This window comes from Burkholderia sp. FL-7-2-10-S1-D7 (assembly GCF_001524185.1).
Taxonomy (GTDB): Bacteria; Pseudomonadota; Gammaproteobacteria; order Burkholderiales; family Burkholderiaceae; genus Burkholderia; species Burkholderia diffusa.
In genome coordinates this window covers 24,668-41,592 of sequence record NZ_LOWY01000032.1, presented here as the reverse complement: position 1 = coordinate 41,592, position 16,925 = coordinate 24,668, and the positions used below count along the sequence as shown (strand labels likewise).

The 16,925-nt window shown below is 64.7% G+C and carries 14 protein-coding genes; 7 read left to right on the top strand and 7 right to left on the bottom strand.

Annotation, left to right across the window (positions count from 1 at the left end):
- Positions 1 to 189 precede the first annotated feature (189 nt).
- From WS75_RS14570 to WS75_RS14560, 3 genes are all read right to left on the bottom strand, one after another.
- A complete protein-coding gene (locus tag WS75_RS14570; protein ID WP_059681101.1) occupies positions 190 to 1,569 on the bottom strand; it encodes a tripartite tricarboxylate transporter permease in 1,380 nt (459 codons plus the stop codon).
- The gene (locus WS75_RS14565; protein WP_059681100.1) at positions 1,569 to 2,066 is read right to left on the bottom strand and encodes a hypothetical protein; all 498 of its coding nucleotides are present in this window, start codon (positions 2,064 to 2,066) and stop codon (positions 1,569 to 1,571) included. The genes WS75_RS14570 and WS75_RS14565 overlap by 1 nt, the downstream gene beginning before the upstream one ends.
- 74 nt (positions 2,067 to 2,140) lie before the next feature.
- On the bottom strand, positions 2,141 to 3,427 hold the full coding sequence (locus WS75_RS14560; RefSeq protein WP_059681099.1) for a hydroxymethylglutaryl-CoA reductase, degradative: 1,287 nt from the start codon (positions 3,425 to 3,427) through the stop codon (positions 2,141 to 2,143).
- Positions 3,428 to 3,588: 161 nt separating this feature from the next.
- Between WS75_RS14560 and WS75_RS14555 the strand changes: the two genes are divergently transcribed.
- Positions 3,589 to 4,977: an aminotransferase-like domain-containing protein gene (locus WS75_RS14555; RefSeq protein WP_059681098.1), complete on the top strand. Its 1,389-nt coding sequence runs from the start codon at positions 3,589 to 3,591 to the stop codon at positions 4,975 to 4,977.
- Positions 4,978 to 5,028: 51 nt separating this feature from the next.
- On the opposite strand, the gene WS75_RS14550 is transcribed toward WS75_RS14555, so the two are convergent.
- The 4 genes from WS75_RS14550 to WS75_RS14535 all read right to left on the bottom strand — a co-directional run bounded on the left by WS75_RS14550 (position 5,029) and on the right by WS75_RS14535 (position 8,568).
- The gene (locus WS75_RS14550; RefSeq protein WP_059681097.1) at positions 5,029 to 6,306 is read right to left on the bottom strand and encodes an epoxide hydrolase family protein; all 1,278 of its coding nucleotides are present in this window, start codon (positions 6,304 to 6,306) and stop codon (positions 5,029 to 5,031) included.
- Between the two features lie 171 nt (positions 6,307 to 6,477).
- The gene (locus WS75_RS14545) at positions 6,478 to 7,080 is read right to left on the bottom strand and encodes a pyridoxamine 5'-phosphate oxidase family protein (RefSeq protein ID WP_059681096.1); all 603 of its coding nucleotides are present in this window, start codon (positions 7,078 to 7,080) and stop codon (positions 6,478 to 6,480) included.
- An 86-nt stretch (positions 7,081 to 7,166) separates the two neighbouring features.
- Positions 7,167 to 7,355: a hypothetical protein gene (locus WS75_RS14540; RefSeq protein ID WP_059681095.1), complete on the bottom strand. Its 189-nt coding sequence runs from the start codon at positions 7,353 to 7,355 to the stop codon at positions 7,167 to 7,169.
- Positions 7,356 to 7,368: 13 nt separating this feature from the next.
- Positions 7,369 to 8,568 (bottom strand): aminotransferase-like domain-containing protein, encoded by a 1,200-nt coding sequence (locus tag WS75_RS14535; protein WP_059681094.1) that lies wholly within the window; start codon positions 8,566 to 8,568, stop codon positions 7,369 to 7,371.
- A 1,163-nt stretch (positions 8,569 to 9,731) separates the two neighbouring features.
- Between WS75_RS14535 and WS75_RS14530 the strand changes: the two genes are divergently transcribed.
- The 6 genes from WS75_RS14530 to WS75_RS14505 all read left to right on the top strand — a co-directional run bounded on the left by WS75_RS14530 (position 9,732) and on the right by WS75_RS14505 (position 16,908).
- Positions 9,732 to 11,756 carry a hypothetical protein gene (locus tag WS75_RS14530; RefSeq protein ID WP_082729599.1) on the top strand — a complete coding sequence of 675 codons (2,025 nt, stop codon included), beginning with the start codon at positions 9,732 to 9,734 and terminating at the stop codon, positions 11,754 to 11,756.
- A 70-nt stretch (positions 11,757 to 11,826) separates the two neighbouring features.
- Positions 11,827 to 13,368 carry an NAD(P)/FAD-dependent oxidoreductase gene (locus WS75_RS14525; protein WP_257129386.1) on the top strand — a complete coding sequence of 514 codons (1,542 nt, stop codon included), beginning with the start codon at positions 11,827 to 11,829 and terminating at the stop codon, positions 13,366 to 13,368.
- Positions 13,365 to 13,817, top strand: coding sequence for a GtrA family protein (locus tag WS75_RS14520; RefSeq protein WP_059681092.1), 453 nt, complete (start codon positions 13,365 to 13,367; stop codon positions 13,815 to 13,817). The genes WS75_RS14525 and WS75_RS14520 overlap by 4 nt, the downstream gene beginning before the upstream one ends.
- On the top strand, positions 13,814 to 14,308 hold the full coding sequence (locus WS75_RS14515) for a helix-turn-helix transcriptional regulator (RefSeq protein WP_257129385.1): 495 nt from the start codon (positions 13,814 to 13,816) through the stop codon (positions 14,306 to 14,308). Before WS75_RS14520 ends, WS75_RS14515 begins: the two co-directional genes overlap by 4 nt.
- A gap of 225 nt (positions 14,309 to 14,533) precedes the next feature.
- Positions 14,534 to 15,880 (top strand): MFS transporter, encoded by a 1,347-nt coding sequence (locus tag WS75_RS14510; protein WP_059681090.1) that lies wholly within the window; start codon positions 14,534 to 14,536, stop codon positions 15,878 to 15,880.
- Between the two features lie 56 nt (positions 15,881 to 15,936).
- Positions 15,937 to 16,908, top strand: a complete 972-nt coding sequence (locus WS75_RS14505) for a dipeptidase (protein WP_059681089.1) — start codon at positions 15,937 to 15,939, stop codon at positions 16,906 to 16,908.
- Positions 16,909 to 16,925: the final 17 nt, after the last annotated feature.

Here is a 16,925-nt window from a genome sequence, read left to right as displayed (position 1 = left end):
TTCACGGCGGCGGCACGTGGCACCGCGCCGCCCTTGTGAATCGCTTCACCGGTTTTATATCCGAACCATCCGGAGGCTTTGTATCCCAACGTATCTGTGTTCCGGTACGACATACAGCGATTCAAAAATCGCATGCGAAACGGCGCTTCCCGGGGCCGCGCGGCACACGCGGCCCCGTGCGCCGGCGCTTCAGAACAGCTTGAGGATCGCCGGTACGCTGAGCACCGCGACGTAATACCCCATGAACTGCACGCCCGTGTTGAATGCGAACAGGCGCGACAGCATCCCGCCGAACAGGCCGACCGTGACGATCACCGCGAGCCCCGGCAACTGCCCTTCCCACACGCCGATCACGACGATCAGCCCCGCGAATGTCGCGATGATCGCCTCGTGGCTCAGCTTGCGCGCGACGAACGCCGCCGCGCGGTGCGCGTGGTGCATCGCGAGCGGATACGCGATCAGCGCGGCCAGCAGGATCGACAGCAGGCCGTAGCCGAGGAACTCCGGCCAGCTCATCAGCGTATGCAGGTTGTGAATTTGCCCGCTCGCCGCGTCGACCGTGAAGCGCGGCGGCGCATTGAACAGCGGCGCGGCCGGCCCTGCCGCCACCGGGCTCAGCGGCAACCCGAACGCGATCAGCGGAATCAGCGCCTCCGCGATGTAGGTCGCCTCTGTCACGCCGTTGCGCGCGGCGATCACGGTCGTCAGGCGCTGATACGCATGCCGCACGCGCGCGCCGACGATCTCGCCCATCAGCACCGTCATCGCGACCGGGCTGAACACGAAGGTCGCGCTCGACACGACGGCCGTCCCGACCGTCCATCCGACCTGTTCGCGGTCGAGCACCTTCAGCGGATTCGGGAAGTAACCGCGCCAGCCCTTCACGTCCGGCGCGAGCACGAACGTCGACGGCCCGTCGCGACGCATGCGCCGCCGCTCGGCCGGGGACAGGATCGAGAACAGATCGGCGACCAACGGACCGATCGCGATCCCGAGGAAGTAGCTGACGCTCAGCTTCACGCCGTAACGAGCGGTCAGCGCCTGCAGCCCGACCACCAGCATCACGAACGGCACGAGCAGCAGCACCGACGCCCAGCGCCCCGCCGAGAAGTATGCGATGCCGACCGCTGCCGCGAGGAACACCCACGGTGCCGCCTTCGCGATCGCCGTGCCGAACGGTGCGAGCAGCGACGCGAACAGCACCGCGAGCGGCAGCGCGACGAACGCGGCGACGATCGCGCCGGAAATCATCTTCCGCAGCGCGATGTGCGGTACGCCGAGCGCGCGCAGCAGCGTCGCCTGCTGCAACAGCGGCGCGGCCATCGTGTCGCCGGGAATGCCGAGCAGCGCCGTCGGGATCGAATGCGTGATGTGCTTGGCCACCGCGCCCGCGAGAAAGAACGTGAACACGCCGGCGGGCGGCACGCCCAGCAGCGCGACGAGCAGCGTAAGCGGCGCGATCGTCGTCGTTTCGTCCGTGCCGGAGATCAGGCCGATGCCCGAGAACACGATCGCGCCGAGCAGCCCCATCGCCAGCGCGGACGGCAACGCATGCACGAATGCGTCCATCAGCGGCCTCCCGTGCGCGCCCGCGCGGACGACGCTTCGTAGGAAGCGAACAGGTCGAGCAGCCCGAGTTCCTCCATTTCGGCACGCGCACTCGGTGACAGGTCGCTTGCCGAGCCGAGGCCGCCCGATGCTTCGGCAAGTTGCCGGAGCGCTTCGTCGCGCTCGGGGCCGCCGGCCGCGTGCTCGATCACCGTTCGCTTCGGCTTGAACAGCAACGCGCACAGCACGCCGCCCAGCAGGCAGCCGCCGAGGCCGATCAGCATTGCATAAGCTCGCGCGATGGCCGCATCCCGCACGAACGACGCGAGTGCGAACCGGCCGGCCTCGAAGGCGCCGAGGCTGATCGCGACGCCGAGCAGGACCGACCATGCCAGATGTTTCGTGGCGACCGTGTCGCCCCACACCTCGACGAGCGTGTCGGCGGACGCATCGACATGCGCGGACGGCCGTCCGCGAGGCGGCACCGCCGATACGGCGCTTGAACCGGTCTGTTCCATGTGTCTCCTCCTTGATTGATATGTCGCCGGCCGTACCGGCGCGTCGTGCGGCATGTCGCACGAGCCGCCGCGGATCAGCCGTCGCTGCGCCCTGCCAGCAACGCGACTGCGAAATCCGTGCGCACGTCGTTCGCCGCGACCATCCGTTGCGCGATCCGGTCGATGTCCGCGCCGGTTGCGCCAGCCGCCACCGCGATGTTGCGCGCGTGCAGCGCCATGTGGCCGCGCTGGATCCCTTCGGTCGCGAGCGCGCGCAGCGCCCCGAGATTCTGCGCAAGCCCGACGGCGACCGCAATCTCGCCGAGTTCCTGCGCCGACGTCACGTTCATGATCTTCAGCGCGAGACGCGCGAGCGGGTGCGTCTTCGTCGCACCGCCGACGAGCCCGACCGGCATCGGCATCTCGATCGTGCCAACGAGGTCGCCGTTGTCGGCCTTCTCCCACGTCGTCAGCGACGTGTAGCGGCCGTTGCGGCTCGCATACGCGTGCGCGCCGGCTTCCACCGCGCGCCAGTCGTTGCCGGTCGCGACCACCACCGGATCGATGCCGTTCATGATCCCCTTGTTGTGTGTCGCGGCGCGGTACGGGTCGGTCGCCGCGAATACGTATGCATCGATCACCCGATCGATCACCGCTTCGCCCGAATAGTCGTCGGTCGCGAGCGTCTGCGCCGAGTACCGTACCTCTGCGCGCGCCAGGCGAAGATCGGCGAGGTTGGACAGTATCCGCAACCGTACCTGCCCGCCGGTGATCGCTTCGATGCGGGTCGCGACGGCTTCGGCCATCGTGTTGACCGTATTCGCGCCCATCGCGTCGCGCACGTCGACGATCAGGTGCGCCACCACCATCGCACCGCGCGGCGTGTCGGGAAACACGTGTACCTCGATGTCGCGACAACCGCCGCCGAGGCCGACGAGCACCTTGTCGCGACTGTTCGCCAGTTCGATCAGTTCGGCCGCGTGCCGCAGGATCGCGAGCCGCGCGCCGTACGGGTCGCCGACGCCGATCACCTGCACCTGCGCGCGCATCAGCGGGCCGCTGCTCGACGTGCGAAAGCCGCCGGCCGCGCGGGACAGCTTCGCCATATACGATGCGGCCGCCACGATCGACGGCTCCTCGACGGCCATCGGCACGATCACGTCGCGATCGTTGATCCGGAAGTACCCGGCCACGGCCATCGGCAGCTCGAACGTGCCGATCACGTTCTCGATCATCCCGTTCGCGATATCGAGCGGCAACGCGCCCGGCGAAGCGAGCAGCGCGTGCTCGGCATCGCCGAGCCCGACGACGCGGGCGAGGTGGGACAAACGTTGTGCGGGCGTCAGCGCACGGAAATTCGGCAACGCGGAATCGATGGACATGATGTCATTGTGTCTCGGGGTGGCGGTGTGGCCGGCCACGGTTGCGGCGGGCAGCGGATAGCCGAATAATAGTCACGCTGTACCCATTGAAAAGGTACAGTCTGACCAGACAGCCGGACATCCGTACCCATGACAGTGAATCCGCCCGACGGAACATCGCGATGAAACAGCGTGCAAGAGCCAGCCTGTCTGGCGCCATGGCGGACAATCTCGCCAGACAGATCGAGGAAGGCGTGTTGCCGGCCGGCGCGAAACTGCCTTCCATCAGGGAATACGCCGAGGCGTCCGGGTGTTCGAAGAACACCGTGATCAGCGCGTTCGAGCTGCTCGCCGCCGATGGCCTGATTGAGCCGCGCCGCGGTTCCGGCTTCTTCGTCACGCGGCGCGCGGCGGCCGCGCCCACCATCGACGAGCCGAGCTCGCTCGACCGTGCGATGGACATCGTGTGGCTGATGCGCGAGCAGCTTCACGAGAAGCCCGACGTGCTCAATCTGGGCGAAGGCTTCCCGCCGATCGAATGGCTCGAGGAGACGCGGCTGAACCAGTACCAGCAGCGCATCATGCGTACCGGCTCCGCGTCGCTGTTCCGCTACGGCAGCCGCTTCGGGTACCTGCCGCTGCGCCAGTCGCTGCAGCAGAAGCTCGCCGGCTACGAGATCGAGGCACCGCCCGCGCAGATCGTACTCACGCACGGCGCGAACCAGGCGATGGATCTGGTGCTGCGCTACTTCGTGCGCCCCGGCGACACCGTGCTCGTCGACGACCCGGGCTACTACCCGCTGTTCGGCAAGCTCAAGCTGAGCGGCGCGAACGTCGTGGGCGTGCCGCGCGAGATCGACGGCCCCGATGTCGCGAAGCTGGCCGAGCATATCGCCGCCCACCGGCCGAAGCTGTTCTTCACGCAATCGGTCGGGCACAACCCGACCGCGACCGATACCAGTGCGGCCAAGGCGCACCGTATCCTGCAGCTCGCAGAGGCGCACGACCTGATCATCGTCGAGGACGACGCGCTGGCCGACCTTCGGCCACGCTCGCTCACGCGCATCTCGACACTCGATCAGTTGCGCCGCACGATCTATGTCGGCAGTTTCTCGAAGTCGGTATCGGCAGCGCTGCGCGTGGGTTTCCTCGCGTGCAATGCGGCACTCGCGAGCGACCTCGCCGACGTGAAGATGCTGACCCATGTGAGCAGCTCCGAGTATTGCGAGCGCACGCTCGACGCAATCGTCAGCGACGGGCATTTTCTCCGGCACACGAATCATCTTCAGGAGAAGCTGCGACGCGCGACCGGCACCGCCCTCGACGCGCTCGACCGGCTCGGCGCACTGGTCTATCGGCCGTGCGAGCAGAACCTGTATCTGTGGGCCGCGATGCCCGGCTGGCCGGATTCGATGGCGCTGGCGCAGGCGATGCTGGAACGCGGCGTGATCCTCGCGCCGGGCGCGGTGTTCTCGCCACAGGCCGATCAGCCGTCCGCGTATTGCCGGTTCAACGTCGCGTATGTGGCCGACAAGCGGTTTGCGCATGCGTTGAAGACGCTCACGTCGTAATGAACGCGGGCCGGCATCGCAACCGGCCCGCGTTTTCCCGTCAAACCCCGCTTACGCGCGACGCAACGGCCGGAACCCGGCACGCACTTCCCGGGCGAACAGTTCCGGCTCCTCCCATGCCGCGAAATGCCCGCCCTTGTCGACTTCGTTGAAGTAGATCAGGTTGTGATAGCTGCGCTCGGCCCAGCTGCGCGGCGCCTGGTAGATCTCGCCGGGGAACACCGTGATCGCCGCCGGCAGCGAGATGTCCACCGCGTTGAAGTTGTTCGAGTGATCCTCCCAGTAGATCTGCGCGGCGGACGTCGCCGTGTCGGTCAGCCAGTACAACGAAATGTCGTCGAGAATCTCGTCGCGCGGGATCGAGCGCTCGGGCACGCCGCCGCTGTAGGTCCACTGCGAGATCTTGTCGTACATCCACGCGGCCTGACCCGACGGCGAATCGGCGAGCGCATAGCCGACCGTCTGCGGGCGCGTGACCATCATCGCCGAGTAGCCGCAGTTGTCGCGGTAGAACGTCGCGAGCTTCTCGTACGCGGCCTTCTCCTTCGGCGACAACGACGCCGGTGCCGGCGCGTCGGTCTGGAGCAGCGTCGCGATATCCGGCGGCACCGTCGCCGGCATGTTCACGTGAATCCCGGCCAGGCCCTGCACGCGCTGCATCGCCATCCGGTGCGAGATCACCGAGCCGCAGTCGCCGCCCTGCGACACGAAGCGCGTATAGCCGAGGCGCGCCATCAGCTCGCCCCATGCACGCGCAATGTGATCGGAGCCCCAGCCCGTCTTCGTCGGACGGCCCGAAAAACCGAAACCCGGCAGCGACGGCACGACGACGTGAAACGCATCGTCGGCACTCGCGCCGTGTGCGGTCGGATCCGTCAGCGGGCCGATCGCCTTCAGCAGCTCGAAGATCGAACCCGGCCAGCCATGCGTCATGATCATCGGCATCGCGTTCGCGTGCCGCGAACGCACGTGGATGAAGTGAATGTCGAGCCCGTCGATTTCGGTGATGAACATCGGGAAACCGTTCAGGCGCGCCTCGCCCTTGCGCCAGTCGTAGTCGGTGCCCCAGTAACGGAGCAGCGCCTGCATGCGCGCGAGCCGCACGCCCTGCGATTCGTCGGCGACGGTCTCTCGGCCCGGCCAGCGCGTCGCCGCAATGCGGCGGCGCAGGTCGGCCAGCGCTTCATCGGGGATATGTGCGGTAAACGGACGTATGCGGTCGCCGGCGGTTGCCGCCTGCAGCGCGGTGGGCAGCATCGCGGATACCCCGGCGGCCACGGAAGTGGCCAGCAGGTGGCGACGCATCGGGGAAAACTGTGTGGAAGACATCGTTCGGCATCTCCTTTCGTGAAGTGGAAAGTGAACATGCCGCGCGGCGGGGCGCGCCTTCGCTTTCATTCGGGCGGGCGCCGGTTGCGCGGCGTTGCCCATTTGAAAGGTCTGACGTATCGGGGATGTGTCTGGTTTGTACGCGTTTGTAGCCGGGACGCGACCGCGCCGTCAGGGCGCGATCCAGCGGCCTTCGTAGCCGTCGTCGCTCACGTCGAACACCGCGCGACGATGGCCGTCGCGGGCGAGGTCGAGCCAGTCGATGCGCGTCACCGTGACGTGGAGCAGGCAGAAGTTCCGGTAGCCGTCGTCGGTCGTCGCCGTGTCCGGGCCCGGGTTTGCGGTGACGTGCGCTTCTTCCGGCGACTCGATCGGCGTGCCCGGGCGCAGCGGTGCACGATACAGCAGCAGCGTATGCGGGCGGCTCGATTGCCAGACCGCGCGACGTTGTGCTTCGTCGTCGCAAATCATCGCAACGCCTTCCGCGCGAATCTGCACGAGTGACTCGAGATCGTTCGCGACGATCGCGATACGCGGATCGCGGCGCAGCTCCACGACCTTCTCCGAGCGCGCATCGGTATGGAACGACAGCCGATGATCGGCGCGGCTCACCTGCCGCAGCACGATCGTGCGCACCTTCGGCGCGCCGTCGAGGCCGAGCGTCGCGGCCTGCACCATGGTGAACGGCGAGCGCTGTGCGCCGACGCCGGACTCGAGGCACGACCAGAGGCGGTCGTACGTTTCCGTGAGCGATTCGATATCGATGTCGGACATGATGACCTGGCGATCCTGCGTGGTTCGATCACGCCAGCTTAATCGTTTCGGCGGCGGGATTGCGTTGCAGGCCCCCGCCATGCGGTTCAGTTGTAGCCGAGGACGACCGGTGCGGCGTCGCGCGTGTCGGTCGAATCCGCGCCGAAGCGGCCGAGCACGTCGGCGACGTACTGCGGACCCGCGCTGATCTGCGACGACTTGTGTTCGACGGGACGGATACCGGGCATGCGCGGCGGTTCGTCCATCCGCGCGGTGTCGTTGACGACGATGCTCATGTGTCTCTCCTCCTCACGCGGCCAGGGCCGCACCATACGCGCGCACGAGGCGCGCCACGCCTTCCCGGATCGCGTCGACGTCGGGCGCGGCGAACGACAGCCGCAGCGAAGCGGCGTCGACGTTGTCCGCGAAGAACGCCTTGCCCGGCACGAACACGACCTTGTTCGCGATCGCCTGTTGCAGCAGCACGTCCGACGACACCGCGCCGATCCGCGCCCACACGAACATCCCGCCTTCGGGTCGATGGAACGTGATCGCATCGCCGAAGCCGTCGTGCAGCGCGTCGCACATCGCATCGCACTTGCGCTTGTAAGCCGCCGTGATGCGCGGCAGATGACGCTCGAGCGCGCCGGCGGCGAGATACTCGGCGGCGGTGGCTTGCGTCCACGGCGCGCTGCACAGGTCGACCGTCTGCTTCGCGATCACGCAGCGCCGCGCGATTTCGGCCGGCGCGATCGTCCAGCCCACGCGCAACCCCGGCGCGACGATTTTCGACAAGCTTGCGAAGTGCACGATCCAGTCGCGCGCGCCTTCGACTTCGTTCGCGAGCGCGAGCATCGACGGCACCGGTTCTCCCGCGAAACGCAGGTCGCCGTAGGGATCGTCCTCGACGATCAGGAAACGGTATTGCACCGCGAGACGCAGCAGCTGCAGGCGGCGTTCGCGCGCAAGCGTCGCGCCGGTCGGATTCGCGAAGGTCGGCACCGTATAGAGCAGCTTCGGCTGCACGATCGCGCCGGATGCGAGTTGCGACGCGAGGCGGTCGGCGTCGAGGCCATCGCCGTCGACGGGGATCGTCACGATACGCGCCTGTTGCAGACGCATCGCCGACAGCGTCGCCGGATACGCCGGTTGTTCGGTCAACACGACGTCGCCCGGGGCGACCATCACGCGCAGCAGCAGATCGAGGCCCTGTTGCGAGCCGGTCGTGACGAGCAGTTCGGCCGGCGTGCACGTCACGTTGCGGCGCGCCATCAACGCGATCAGTTGCTCCTTCAGTTCGGCGAGGCCGTCGGTCGGGCCGTATTGCAGGCAGCGGACCGGCTGCGCGTACGCGCGTTCGGCAGCCGTGTTCAGGCCGTCGACGTCGAACAGGTCGCTGGCCGGGTAGCCGCCGGCGAACGAAATCATCCCCGGCTCGGAGAGGTACTTGAACAGCTCGCGGATCGGCGAACCGGCGGGATTCTGGAATGAGGGCGTGAACGCGTACATGTCGTCGTGATCTGGGTGGCGGCGACGGCCGGGATAGCCGACAGGGGCCGCCCGCCAACGCGCGCTTCTGGCGCAACGGCGGGAATTCGAGCCACGATTGTCGATAGTCATTAACGCCGCGGCAAACGATATCTATGCACTAGGTCTTGCGGTTTGGTCATCAATTGGCGGCAGCAGGCCGGTGCTTTCCGGCGGTGCGACTGCATGCGCCTGTGTGGACCATGTGGTCGAGATGACCGGCGGTTCTCGACCTGTTGCCGACTTTTGGCCCAGCGTGATCGCTAGGGCATCTTCCAAAGCAACGTTTCAAATCTGAAACATTGCGCACGTTCCGGTTGTCCGGACGCACCCCATGCGCACATGCGCCGACAAGACCGCTGATTCCCACCATGCACGCAGTCGGCGAGTGCCTGGTTGCCTGTCCGACACCGAGGACTCGCTCGCCGGCGGAGGGTCTCGCCATTGCTCGCCGGCCGCTGCTTCGAAATTGAAATCGATCGTGATGTGCCCGCCGTCCACGTTCAACCGCGCCGCGATGGACTGCCGAGCCGATCCGGCGGTTTCAAGACTGACACATTTCGCACGACAACCGGTACCTCGGCTTGCATCGATGCCGCCTCATCAGCCTGGAAAGCGCGCGCCGAACGCCGTGGCACGCTCCGTGCGTTCGCGTCATACGCGCTGGGCCACACGTCCCGGCGCTTGACTAAAAATTTCTACAGAGTCCGCGTTCGACGCACCCGTAAAGGCGCTTTTTTCGGTGCAGGACGCATCGGGGGACACGATGAGAACAAGCATCATCATTTCGATCGCGGCGTCGTCGGGGAAGAGCAGTGGCGCAGCAACGATCGCACCGGGAGCGGTCTACGGCAGCTGCCGGACATCCGACAGGCATCCGCGCCGAATCGGAAACCGCGGAAGTCTGTGCGCGCACGACCGCACCATGCCGCCTCTCGCTTCGTCGGCATGAGCACCCGCGTATCGCGGGCTATGGACTGCAAGCCGCAACGCACGCCCTGAGCGCCGCCCGGCCATTCACCGAAAGGCCGGACCGTCAGGATGTACCCGCCGCCGTCAGCGAAGCCTGAACCCCACGGTTCGCTCCGCCGCGTACGGATTGCCGGGCTCATGAAATATCGTCGATAAAAGTCTTCCATTCACTCATGAATCGGACTGAGAAACGACCTTATTCGGTCATCGCACTTGCGCTTTCGCTGGTCGTTCTGTTCCTGATAACTCACCCTTATACAGGCATTCGACACGACGCGATCCTGTATACCGCGCAGGCGCTCTATCACGCTCATCCCGAGAATTTTGCGCACGACCTGTTCTTTGAATATGGCTCCCAGGATCGCTGGACGATTTATGGTCGAATCTTCGCGAAACTGGTCTCAGCGTTCGGGCTCCGCGCGAGCAATCTCGCGTGCCTGATCGCAGCGCAGGCACTCTGGTGGAGCGGCATGTGGCGCCTGACAAAGAAGCTGCTGCCCGAACCATGGCATTGGCTCTCATTGTTCTTCGTTGCCTGCATGCCGTCCGATTACGGCGCCGGGTTGATCTTCTCGTACGACGAAGGCTTTCTCACCGCCCGGCTTCCCGCCGAAGCGCTTGGCCTGTGGGCGCTTGCGTCGATGCTCGAGCGCCGATATCGCATTGCCATTGCGCTGACAATCGTCGCAACTGCCGTTCATCCGCTGATCGGCGGCGCTTCGTTTGTCTTCGTCGTACTCGGCCGGATGCCACGGGCGAAGTGGTGGCGTCTATTGCCGCTCGCGCTGATCGCTTTCGCCGTCGTCGAGATGCCGCCGTTCAAGGCGCTGCACCTGTATCCGTTCGATCCGGAATGGCGGTCGATCGCGCGCTACAACGCGCCATTCCTGTTCCCGACCTTATGGTCGCTCACTGTGTGGAGCAAGGTGTGTTGGGCGATCGCACTTCCTGCCACGCTATGTGCGACCCAAATTCAGGATCACCGGACGCTGTGGTCGAACCTCACGCTGATCGGTGTTGCCGGTGTCGCGCTAACCACGATCGCGGACTTGACCGGACAGGACGCGGTCTGGATACAGCTCCAGCCCTGGCGCGCGCTGTGGTTGCTGACGTTGATGCAATGGCCTGCGGCCATATTGCTCGTGCGGCGCGAGTGTCACACGCAGCCGACGCTGATCTGGTTGTTCGCGATTTGCTGGCTACTGCTCGACGTCGGCGGTGGAATCATCGCGCTGACAATCTCCGTGGCGCACAACGCGGCGGCCGGACGGCCGGCACCCGGCGCTCCGCGGGCACTTCTTAGCGACCTCGCCCCGGCACTTCGCTATACGTGGATCGGCACGACGCTCGTCGCCGCGACGGTCTGGATCGTCTTCCAGTGCGCGTATCAGGTCGGTCGCGTCGCATATCCGACCGGCAGCGTGATGCTCGACATCCCGTGGCTCGAAACGCTGATTCACACGCACCTGGCCGTCACACTGGTCGCGTTGTTCGCCATGCTCAATCTGTCGCGCAAACGCATCGCGGTCATCGGTCTGCCCGTCATGCTGGCCGCGTTCGCCGGCTACGGACTTGTCAATATCGACCAGCGCTCGGAACCGGCCAAGATCATGGAAGCCCGCGCCGACCGCGCGGACCTCGCGCCATTCGAAGGTACCGTCGCACGCGGCGACATCGTCTATTGGGACGGCCCGGCGGACGAAGTCGTCTATCCGTGGCTGATGATGAAGACGTCGAGCTATTTCTCGTCGACACAGGCTGCGGGTCTGATCTTCCATCGCCGGACTACCTTCGAGGCCGTACGGCGGGTCGAACTGATCAAGCAAGACCCGTATGCCGCGCGACCACGCGGCGACAACGACACGGAAAAAAAATCGACCGTTTTCGTGTCCAAGTATGAATACGTTCCGCTGACCCGAGCGGGCATCCAGCACATCTGTGCAGACCCGATGCTGGATTTCATCGTGTCGCATCAACGCTACCCGGAGCTGGTGACCCGCTACGCCTGGTCACCCGAACCCAACAACACTGTCTGGCTGTACGACTGCCGCAGCATCAGGACGACTGCCGCGGCTCAGAACGCGCCATTCGTGAGCACGGAACGAACCAACAAGATCACCGCGGGGCCCGCGCGACCGCCAACTGCCGCTCGAGGCGATGCATCCCCATCTCGCTCCGCGCCAGCACACGACGTTTGAACGGGAAATCCCAATCATCGATTCGACATGACAGTTTGCCGTCCAGCTGGCGCGGCCGATACGAAAGTCAATGGACCAGCGACCTAAGACTCGGGGTGACAACATGGATCAATCGGTTGACGTACTCATCATCGGCGCGGGGCCGGGCGGCCTCACCGCCGGCTATCTGCTGACCAAGCAGACCGAACTGTCGGTCGCGCTCGTCGAGAAGGATCCTCAGTACGTCGGCGGCATCAGTCGTACCGAACGGTTCAACGGCCACTGCTTCGACATCGGGGGACACCGCTTCTTCTCCAAATCCGCGGACGTGGTCGCACTGTGGCATGAACTGCTGCCGGACGACTTCATCGAGCGCCCGCGCAGCTCGCGCATCTTTTACCGAAACAAGTTCTACCGTTACCCACTCGACGGAATCGAGGCCTTGCTCAATCTCGGCATCATGGAAAGTACTCGCTGCGTGCTTTCGTACCTTGCAGCCCGCATCAAGCCTTGCCCGAACCCGAAGTCCTTTCATCAATGGGTCGCCAATCAATTCGGAGAACGACTTTTCTCGATCTTCTTCAAGACGTATACCGAAAAGGTCTGGGGCATGTCGTGCGACGAGATTTCGGCCGACTGGGCCGCGCAACGCATCAAGGGCCTGAGCCTGTCTACCGCCATCGTCAGTGCAGTGAAGCGCTCACTCGGCATCCGGTCGCGCAAGACCCAGGTCAAGACCCTGATCGAATCCTTCCATTACCCGCGCCGCGGCCCCGGCATGTTGTGGGAAGCCGCCGCCCGGAAATTCCAGGATCAGGGCGGACGACTGATGATGGGACACGCCGCCGGCGCAATGCAATACGACTGCCGCGCGCAGCGCTGGCTCGTCGAAACCCTCGGCCAGGACGGCCAGATCAATCGCATCAGCGCTCGTGACGTGGTGTGCACCGCGCCGCTGCGTGAAACGCTTAACGCGATTTCGCCCCTTCCGTCATCCGCGGCTGCGGCGTCGAAGCTGCAGTATCGAGACTTCATCACGGTCGCACTGATACTCGATAGGCCCGCCACATTCACGGACAACTGGATCTACATCCACGACCCGTCCGTCAAGGTCGGGCGCATCCAGAATTTCGCGTCGTGGTCGCCCGAGATGGTGCCGGACGCGGCGACGGGCGGTTGCCTCGGACTCGAATACTTTTGCTTCGACGGCGATTCGATGTGGGAAAGCAGCGATGCCGATATCACCGAACTCGCGATCGTTGAACTCGAGAAAATCGGTCTTGCGACGCGCGACCAGATTCGCGGATCGCGCGTCGTTCGTCAGCCGAAGGCATACCCCGTGTACGACGACGAATATCGCGACATCGTCGATCAGGTCCGCGCGGATCTGGCTGAGCACTATCCGAACCTGCATCTCGTCGGCCGTAACGGAATGCACAAGTACAACAATCAGGATCACGCGATGATGACCGCGATGTTGACCGTCGAGAACATCGTCGCCGGGCACAAGCTTCGCGACGTCTGGGCCGTCAATGAGGACGCGGAATATCACGAGAGTGGCAGCGAACCGCAAGCCGCCGCATCGGGGTTGCGCGCGGTCCCGGCCCGCACTGTTCAGTGGGGGCGGACATGATGTTTTCCAGCTATTTCGTCGTAAGCGCACTGTCGCTCGTCGCCGACTGGTCTCTGTTCCTCACGCTCACGTCGGCCATGCAGATCGATGCCGGAATATCGGCGTGGGTGGCGTACCTGATCGGCGGCGTCGCGAATTACACGCTTTCGCGCCGCTTCGTATTCCGCTCGGAGACGACCGGCCGCCGGCAGCTCGGCGAAGCGCTGCTGTTCGCGGCGAGCTGCGGGTTCGGTTCGGTGCTAACTGGGGGCATCGTGCACGTTGCTTCGGTACTGCTCGGCAATAACGCCGCGAAATGCATCGCGGTGACGGTCAGCTTTATCACGCTGTATTTGATTCGCAGGGTTGCCGTATTCCGGGTGCCGGGACCGCATGTACCAGCCACCGTATTGGCGACTGAGCGCCGGGAAGTTGGCGGGGATGCGTGCGTCGAGGCGACGGTTCGTTGAGGGCTGCATGCGAGACGGGTGGCCGGGGTCTGCGCAGAATTCCAAGCACGACTGCGGCGTCCGCGCTTGAGGTGGAGCCGCGTTTCGTCCACGGCCGTCCGGCCCGCACACGCCGCGACACCGTCAACGCGATGACGCCGGACGAGACGCCTGCGTGCGATGTACGAGCACTTGGATTCGAGTATTGTTCGTTCGGCCTGCGCATTCCGTTCCCGGTGACCAATCCGAAGTTCATGCTGCAGTCGAATGATCCTGAGCCGTGGGTCAAGCGCTATGTGAGTCAAAACTACGTTGCCGTCGAGATGACGGCTCGCGAGCGCGAGTCGCTGCAATGGTCTGCTGCGGGGAAAACCTACGTCGAGATCGGCAAGATCATGCATGTCGACGAGCGCACCGTGAAATTTCACCTCGTCAATGCGATGCGCAAGCTGAATGCGACCAACAAGACTGAAGCCGCGGTCAAGGCGGCCATTCCGGGACGCCTGTTCTGACGCCATTCTCGTCATCGGCCGCGCGCCGACTTTTGCAACGCAGCGCCATGCTCGCGGGACGGTAACACCGTCAAAACGGCACCCCCGGTTGCCCGGTTCAATGGTCGGCAGCCTCGCAGCCCGCCCTGATTACCTAGGTAATTGACACGTATAGACCTAGGTAATTGTCCTCCTTACCATGGTTTTCGACGCGAATCCAAGCGCCCACACGAAGAGGACACGACCATGACCACCCAGGACGTCGATACCAGCACGCTACGACGCGTGATCGCCGCAGCGTCGATAGGCAATTTCGTCGAATGGTTCGATTTCGCCGCATACGGCTTTCTCGCCACCATCCTGACGCGCGAATTCTTCCCCAGCGGCGACCCAACGATCGGGCTCCTGAAGACTTTCGCGGTGTTCGCGGTGGCCTTCGCATTCCGCCCGCTGGGCGGCCTCGTCTTTGGCGTGATCGGCGACCGGATCGGACGCAAGCGCACGCTGGCGCTGACGATCCTGATGATGGCCGGCTCGACGACGTTGATCGGCCTGCTCCCGACCTACGCGAGCATCGGCTACTGGGCACCGTTGCTGCTCACGATCATTCGCTGCGTCCAGGGGTTCTCCGCGGGCGGCGAATACGCCGGCGCATGCGCGTACGTGATGGAGCATGCACCGCGCCGCCGCCGCGCGTTCTTCGGCAGCTTCGTGCCGGTATCGACCTTCTCGTCGTTCGCTTGCGCGGCGGTGGTGGCCTATCTGCTCGAATCGTCGCTGTCGTCGCAGGCGATGGTCGAATGGGGCTGGCGCGTGCCGTTCCTGATCGCGGCACCGGTCGGCCTCATCGGCGTCTACCTGCGTGTGAACCTGAATGAAACGCCCGCGTTCCAGGCGCTCGAAGGCAAGCACGACATCGCGCATGCCCCGCTGATGGAAACGCTGCATTCGCAGTCGTTGAATATCCTGAAGCTCGGCGCGTTCGTGTCCGTGACGGCCCTGTCGTTCTATACGTTCACGACGTATTTCGCGACCTACCTTCAAGTGGCCGGGCACTTGTCTCGCGGCACGTCGCTTCTCGTGACGGTGCTCGCGCTCTTCTTCGCCGCAGCCCTGTGCCCGGTCGCCGGCTTGTTCTCCGACCTCGTCGGCCGCCGCGCGACGATCGCCACGACCGGCATCTTCATCATCGTGTCGGTTTATCCGGCGTTCTCGCTCGGCGGCTCCGGCGTGCTGTCGCAATCGCTGATCGGCGTCGCGCTGCTTGCGATCGGCGCGGTGTTCTCGGGCGTGGTGACGGCACCGCTGATGTCGGAAGTGTTCGCGACGAAAACGCGCTACACGGCATCGGCGATCACATACAACCTCGCCTACACGATCTTCGGCGGGACCGCGCCGCTCGTCGCCACGTGGCTGATCTCGGCGACCGGCACGAACCTGTCGCCCGCGTACTACCTGATCGCCGTGTCGATCTTCGCGATGATCGGCGGCCTGTCCCTGCCGGAAACGTCGAAGACGGCACTCGAGGAAGCTGGTCCGGCGATCGCGGGCGCCGCACGGTCCGCCAAGCGCGGCGCCGAAGGCGCCGTTTGAGCACGGGCGCCGCTTCCGAAGCCTGTCCGCAAGAACCCAACGCATCGACAGACACCATGACCAGCCTTCACGAATCCAGCATCATCATCGACGGCCTGAACATTTCCCGATTCGAGCGTTCGGTGTTCGAAGACATGCGCGCGGGCGGCGTCACGGCCGTCAACTGCACGGTCTCCGTGTGGGAAGACTTCCAGAAGACGATCGACAACATCGCGGAAATGAAGCAGCAGATCCGCGAATACGGCGAAATCCTCACGCTCGTGCGCACGACGGACGACATCGTGCGCGCGAAGCGGGAGAACAAGACCGGCATCATTCTCGGTTTCCAGAACTCATATGCGTTCGAGGACAACCTCGGCTATATCGAGATATTCAAGGAACTCGGCGTGAATGTGGTGCAGCTCTGCTACAACACGCAGAACCTCGTCGGCACGGGTTCCTATGAACCGGACGGCGGGCTGTCCGGATACGGCCGCGAAGTGATTCAGGAGATGAACCGGGTCGGCATCATGGTGGATCTCTCGCACGTCGGCGCGAAGACGTCGTCCGACGCGATCGCCTGTTCGAAGAAGCCGGTCACCTATTCGCACTGCTGCCCGTCCGCGCTGAAGGCGCATCCGCGCAACAAGACGGACGATCAACTGCGCGAGATCGCGGAAGCAAACGGCTTCGTGGGCGTGACGATGTTCATGCCGTTCCTGCGACGCGGCGCCGACGCTACCATCGACGATTATCTGGAAGCGATCGAATATGTGATCGACGTGATCGGGGAAGACAAGGTCGGTATCGGCACGGACTTCACGCAGGGCTACAGCACCGAGTTCTTCGACTGGATCACGCACGACAAGGGCCGCTATCGTCGCCTGACGGATTTCGGCAAGGTCGTCAATCCGGAAGGCATCCGAACGATCGGCGAATTCCCGAACCTCACGGCCGCGATGCAACGCGCCGGCTGGAGCGAATCGCGCATCCGGAAAGTGATGGGCGAGAACTGGCTGCGGGTGTTCGGCGAAGTCTGGAACGCCTGAATCGCACGACGCTTACA

Coding starts and splice junctions, on each gene's coding strand:
- WS75_RS14570 (WP_059681101.1), bottom strand. CDS start 1,569: ATGGACGCATTCGTGCATGCGTTGCCGTCCGCGCTGGCGATGGGGCTG.
- WS75_RS14565 (WP_059681100.1), bottom strand. CDS start 2,066: ATGGAACAGACCGGTTCAAGCGCCGTATCGGCGGTGCCGCCTCGCGGA.
- WS75_RS14560 (WP_059681099.1), bottom strand. CDS start 3,427: ATGTCCATCGATTCCGCGTTGCCGAATTTCCGTGCGCTGACGCCCGCA.
- WS75_RS14555 (WP_059681098.1), top strand. CDS start 3,589: ATGAAACAGCGTGCAAGAGCCAGCCTGTCTGGCGCCATGGCGGACAAT.
- WS75_RS14550 (WP_059681097.1), bottom strand. CDS start 6,306: ATGTCTTCCACACAGTTTTCCCCGATGCGTCGCCACCTGCTGGCCACT.
- WS75_RS14545 (WP_059681096.1), bottom strand. CDS start 7,080: ATGTCCGACATCGATATCGAATCGCTCACGGAAACGTACGACCGCCTC.
- WS75_RS14540 (WP_059681095.1), bottom strand. CDS start 7,355: ATGAGCATCGTCGTCAACGACACCGCGCGGATGGACGAACCGCCGCGC.
- WS75_RS14535 (WP_059681094.1), bottom strand. CDS start 8,568: ATGTACGCGTTCACGCCCTCATTCCAGAATCCCGCCGGTTCGCCGATC.
- WS75_RS14530 (WP_082729599.1), top strand. CDS start 9,732: ATGAATCGGACTGAGAAACGACCTTATTCGGTCATCGCACTTGCGCTT.
- WS75_RS14525 (WP_257129386.1), top strand. CDS start 11,827: ATGGACCAGCGACCTAAGACTCGGGGTGACAACATGGATCAATCGGTT.
- WS75_RS14520 (WP_059681092.1), top strand. CDS start 13,365: ATGATGTTTTCCAGCTATTTCGTCGTAAGCGCACTGTCGCTCGTCGCC.
- WS75_RS14510 (WP_059681090.1), top strand. CDS start 14,534: ATGACCACCCAGGACGTCGATACCAGCACGCTACGACGCGTGATCGCC.
- WS75_RS14505 (WP_059681089.1), top strand. CDS start 15,937: ATGACCAGCCTTCACGAATCCAGCATCATCATCGACGGCCTGAACATT.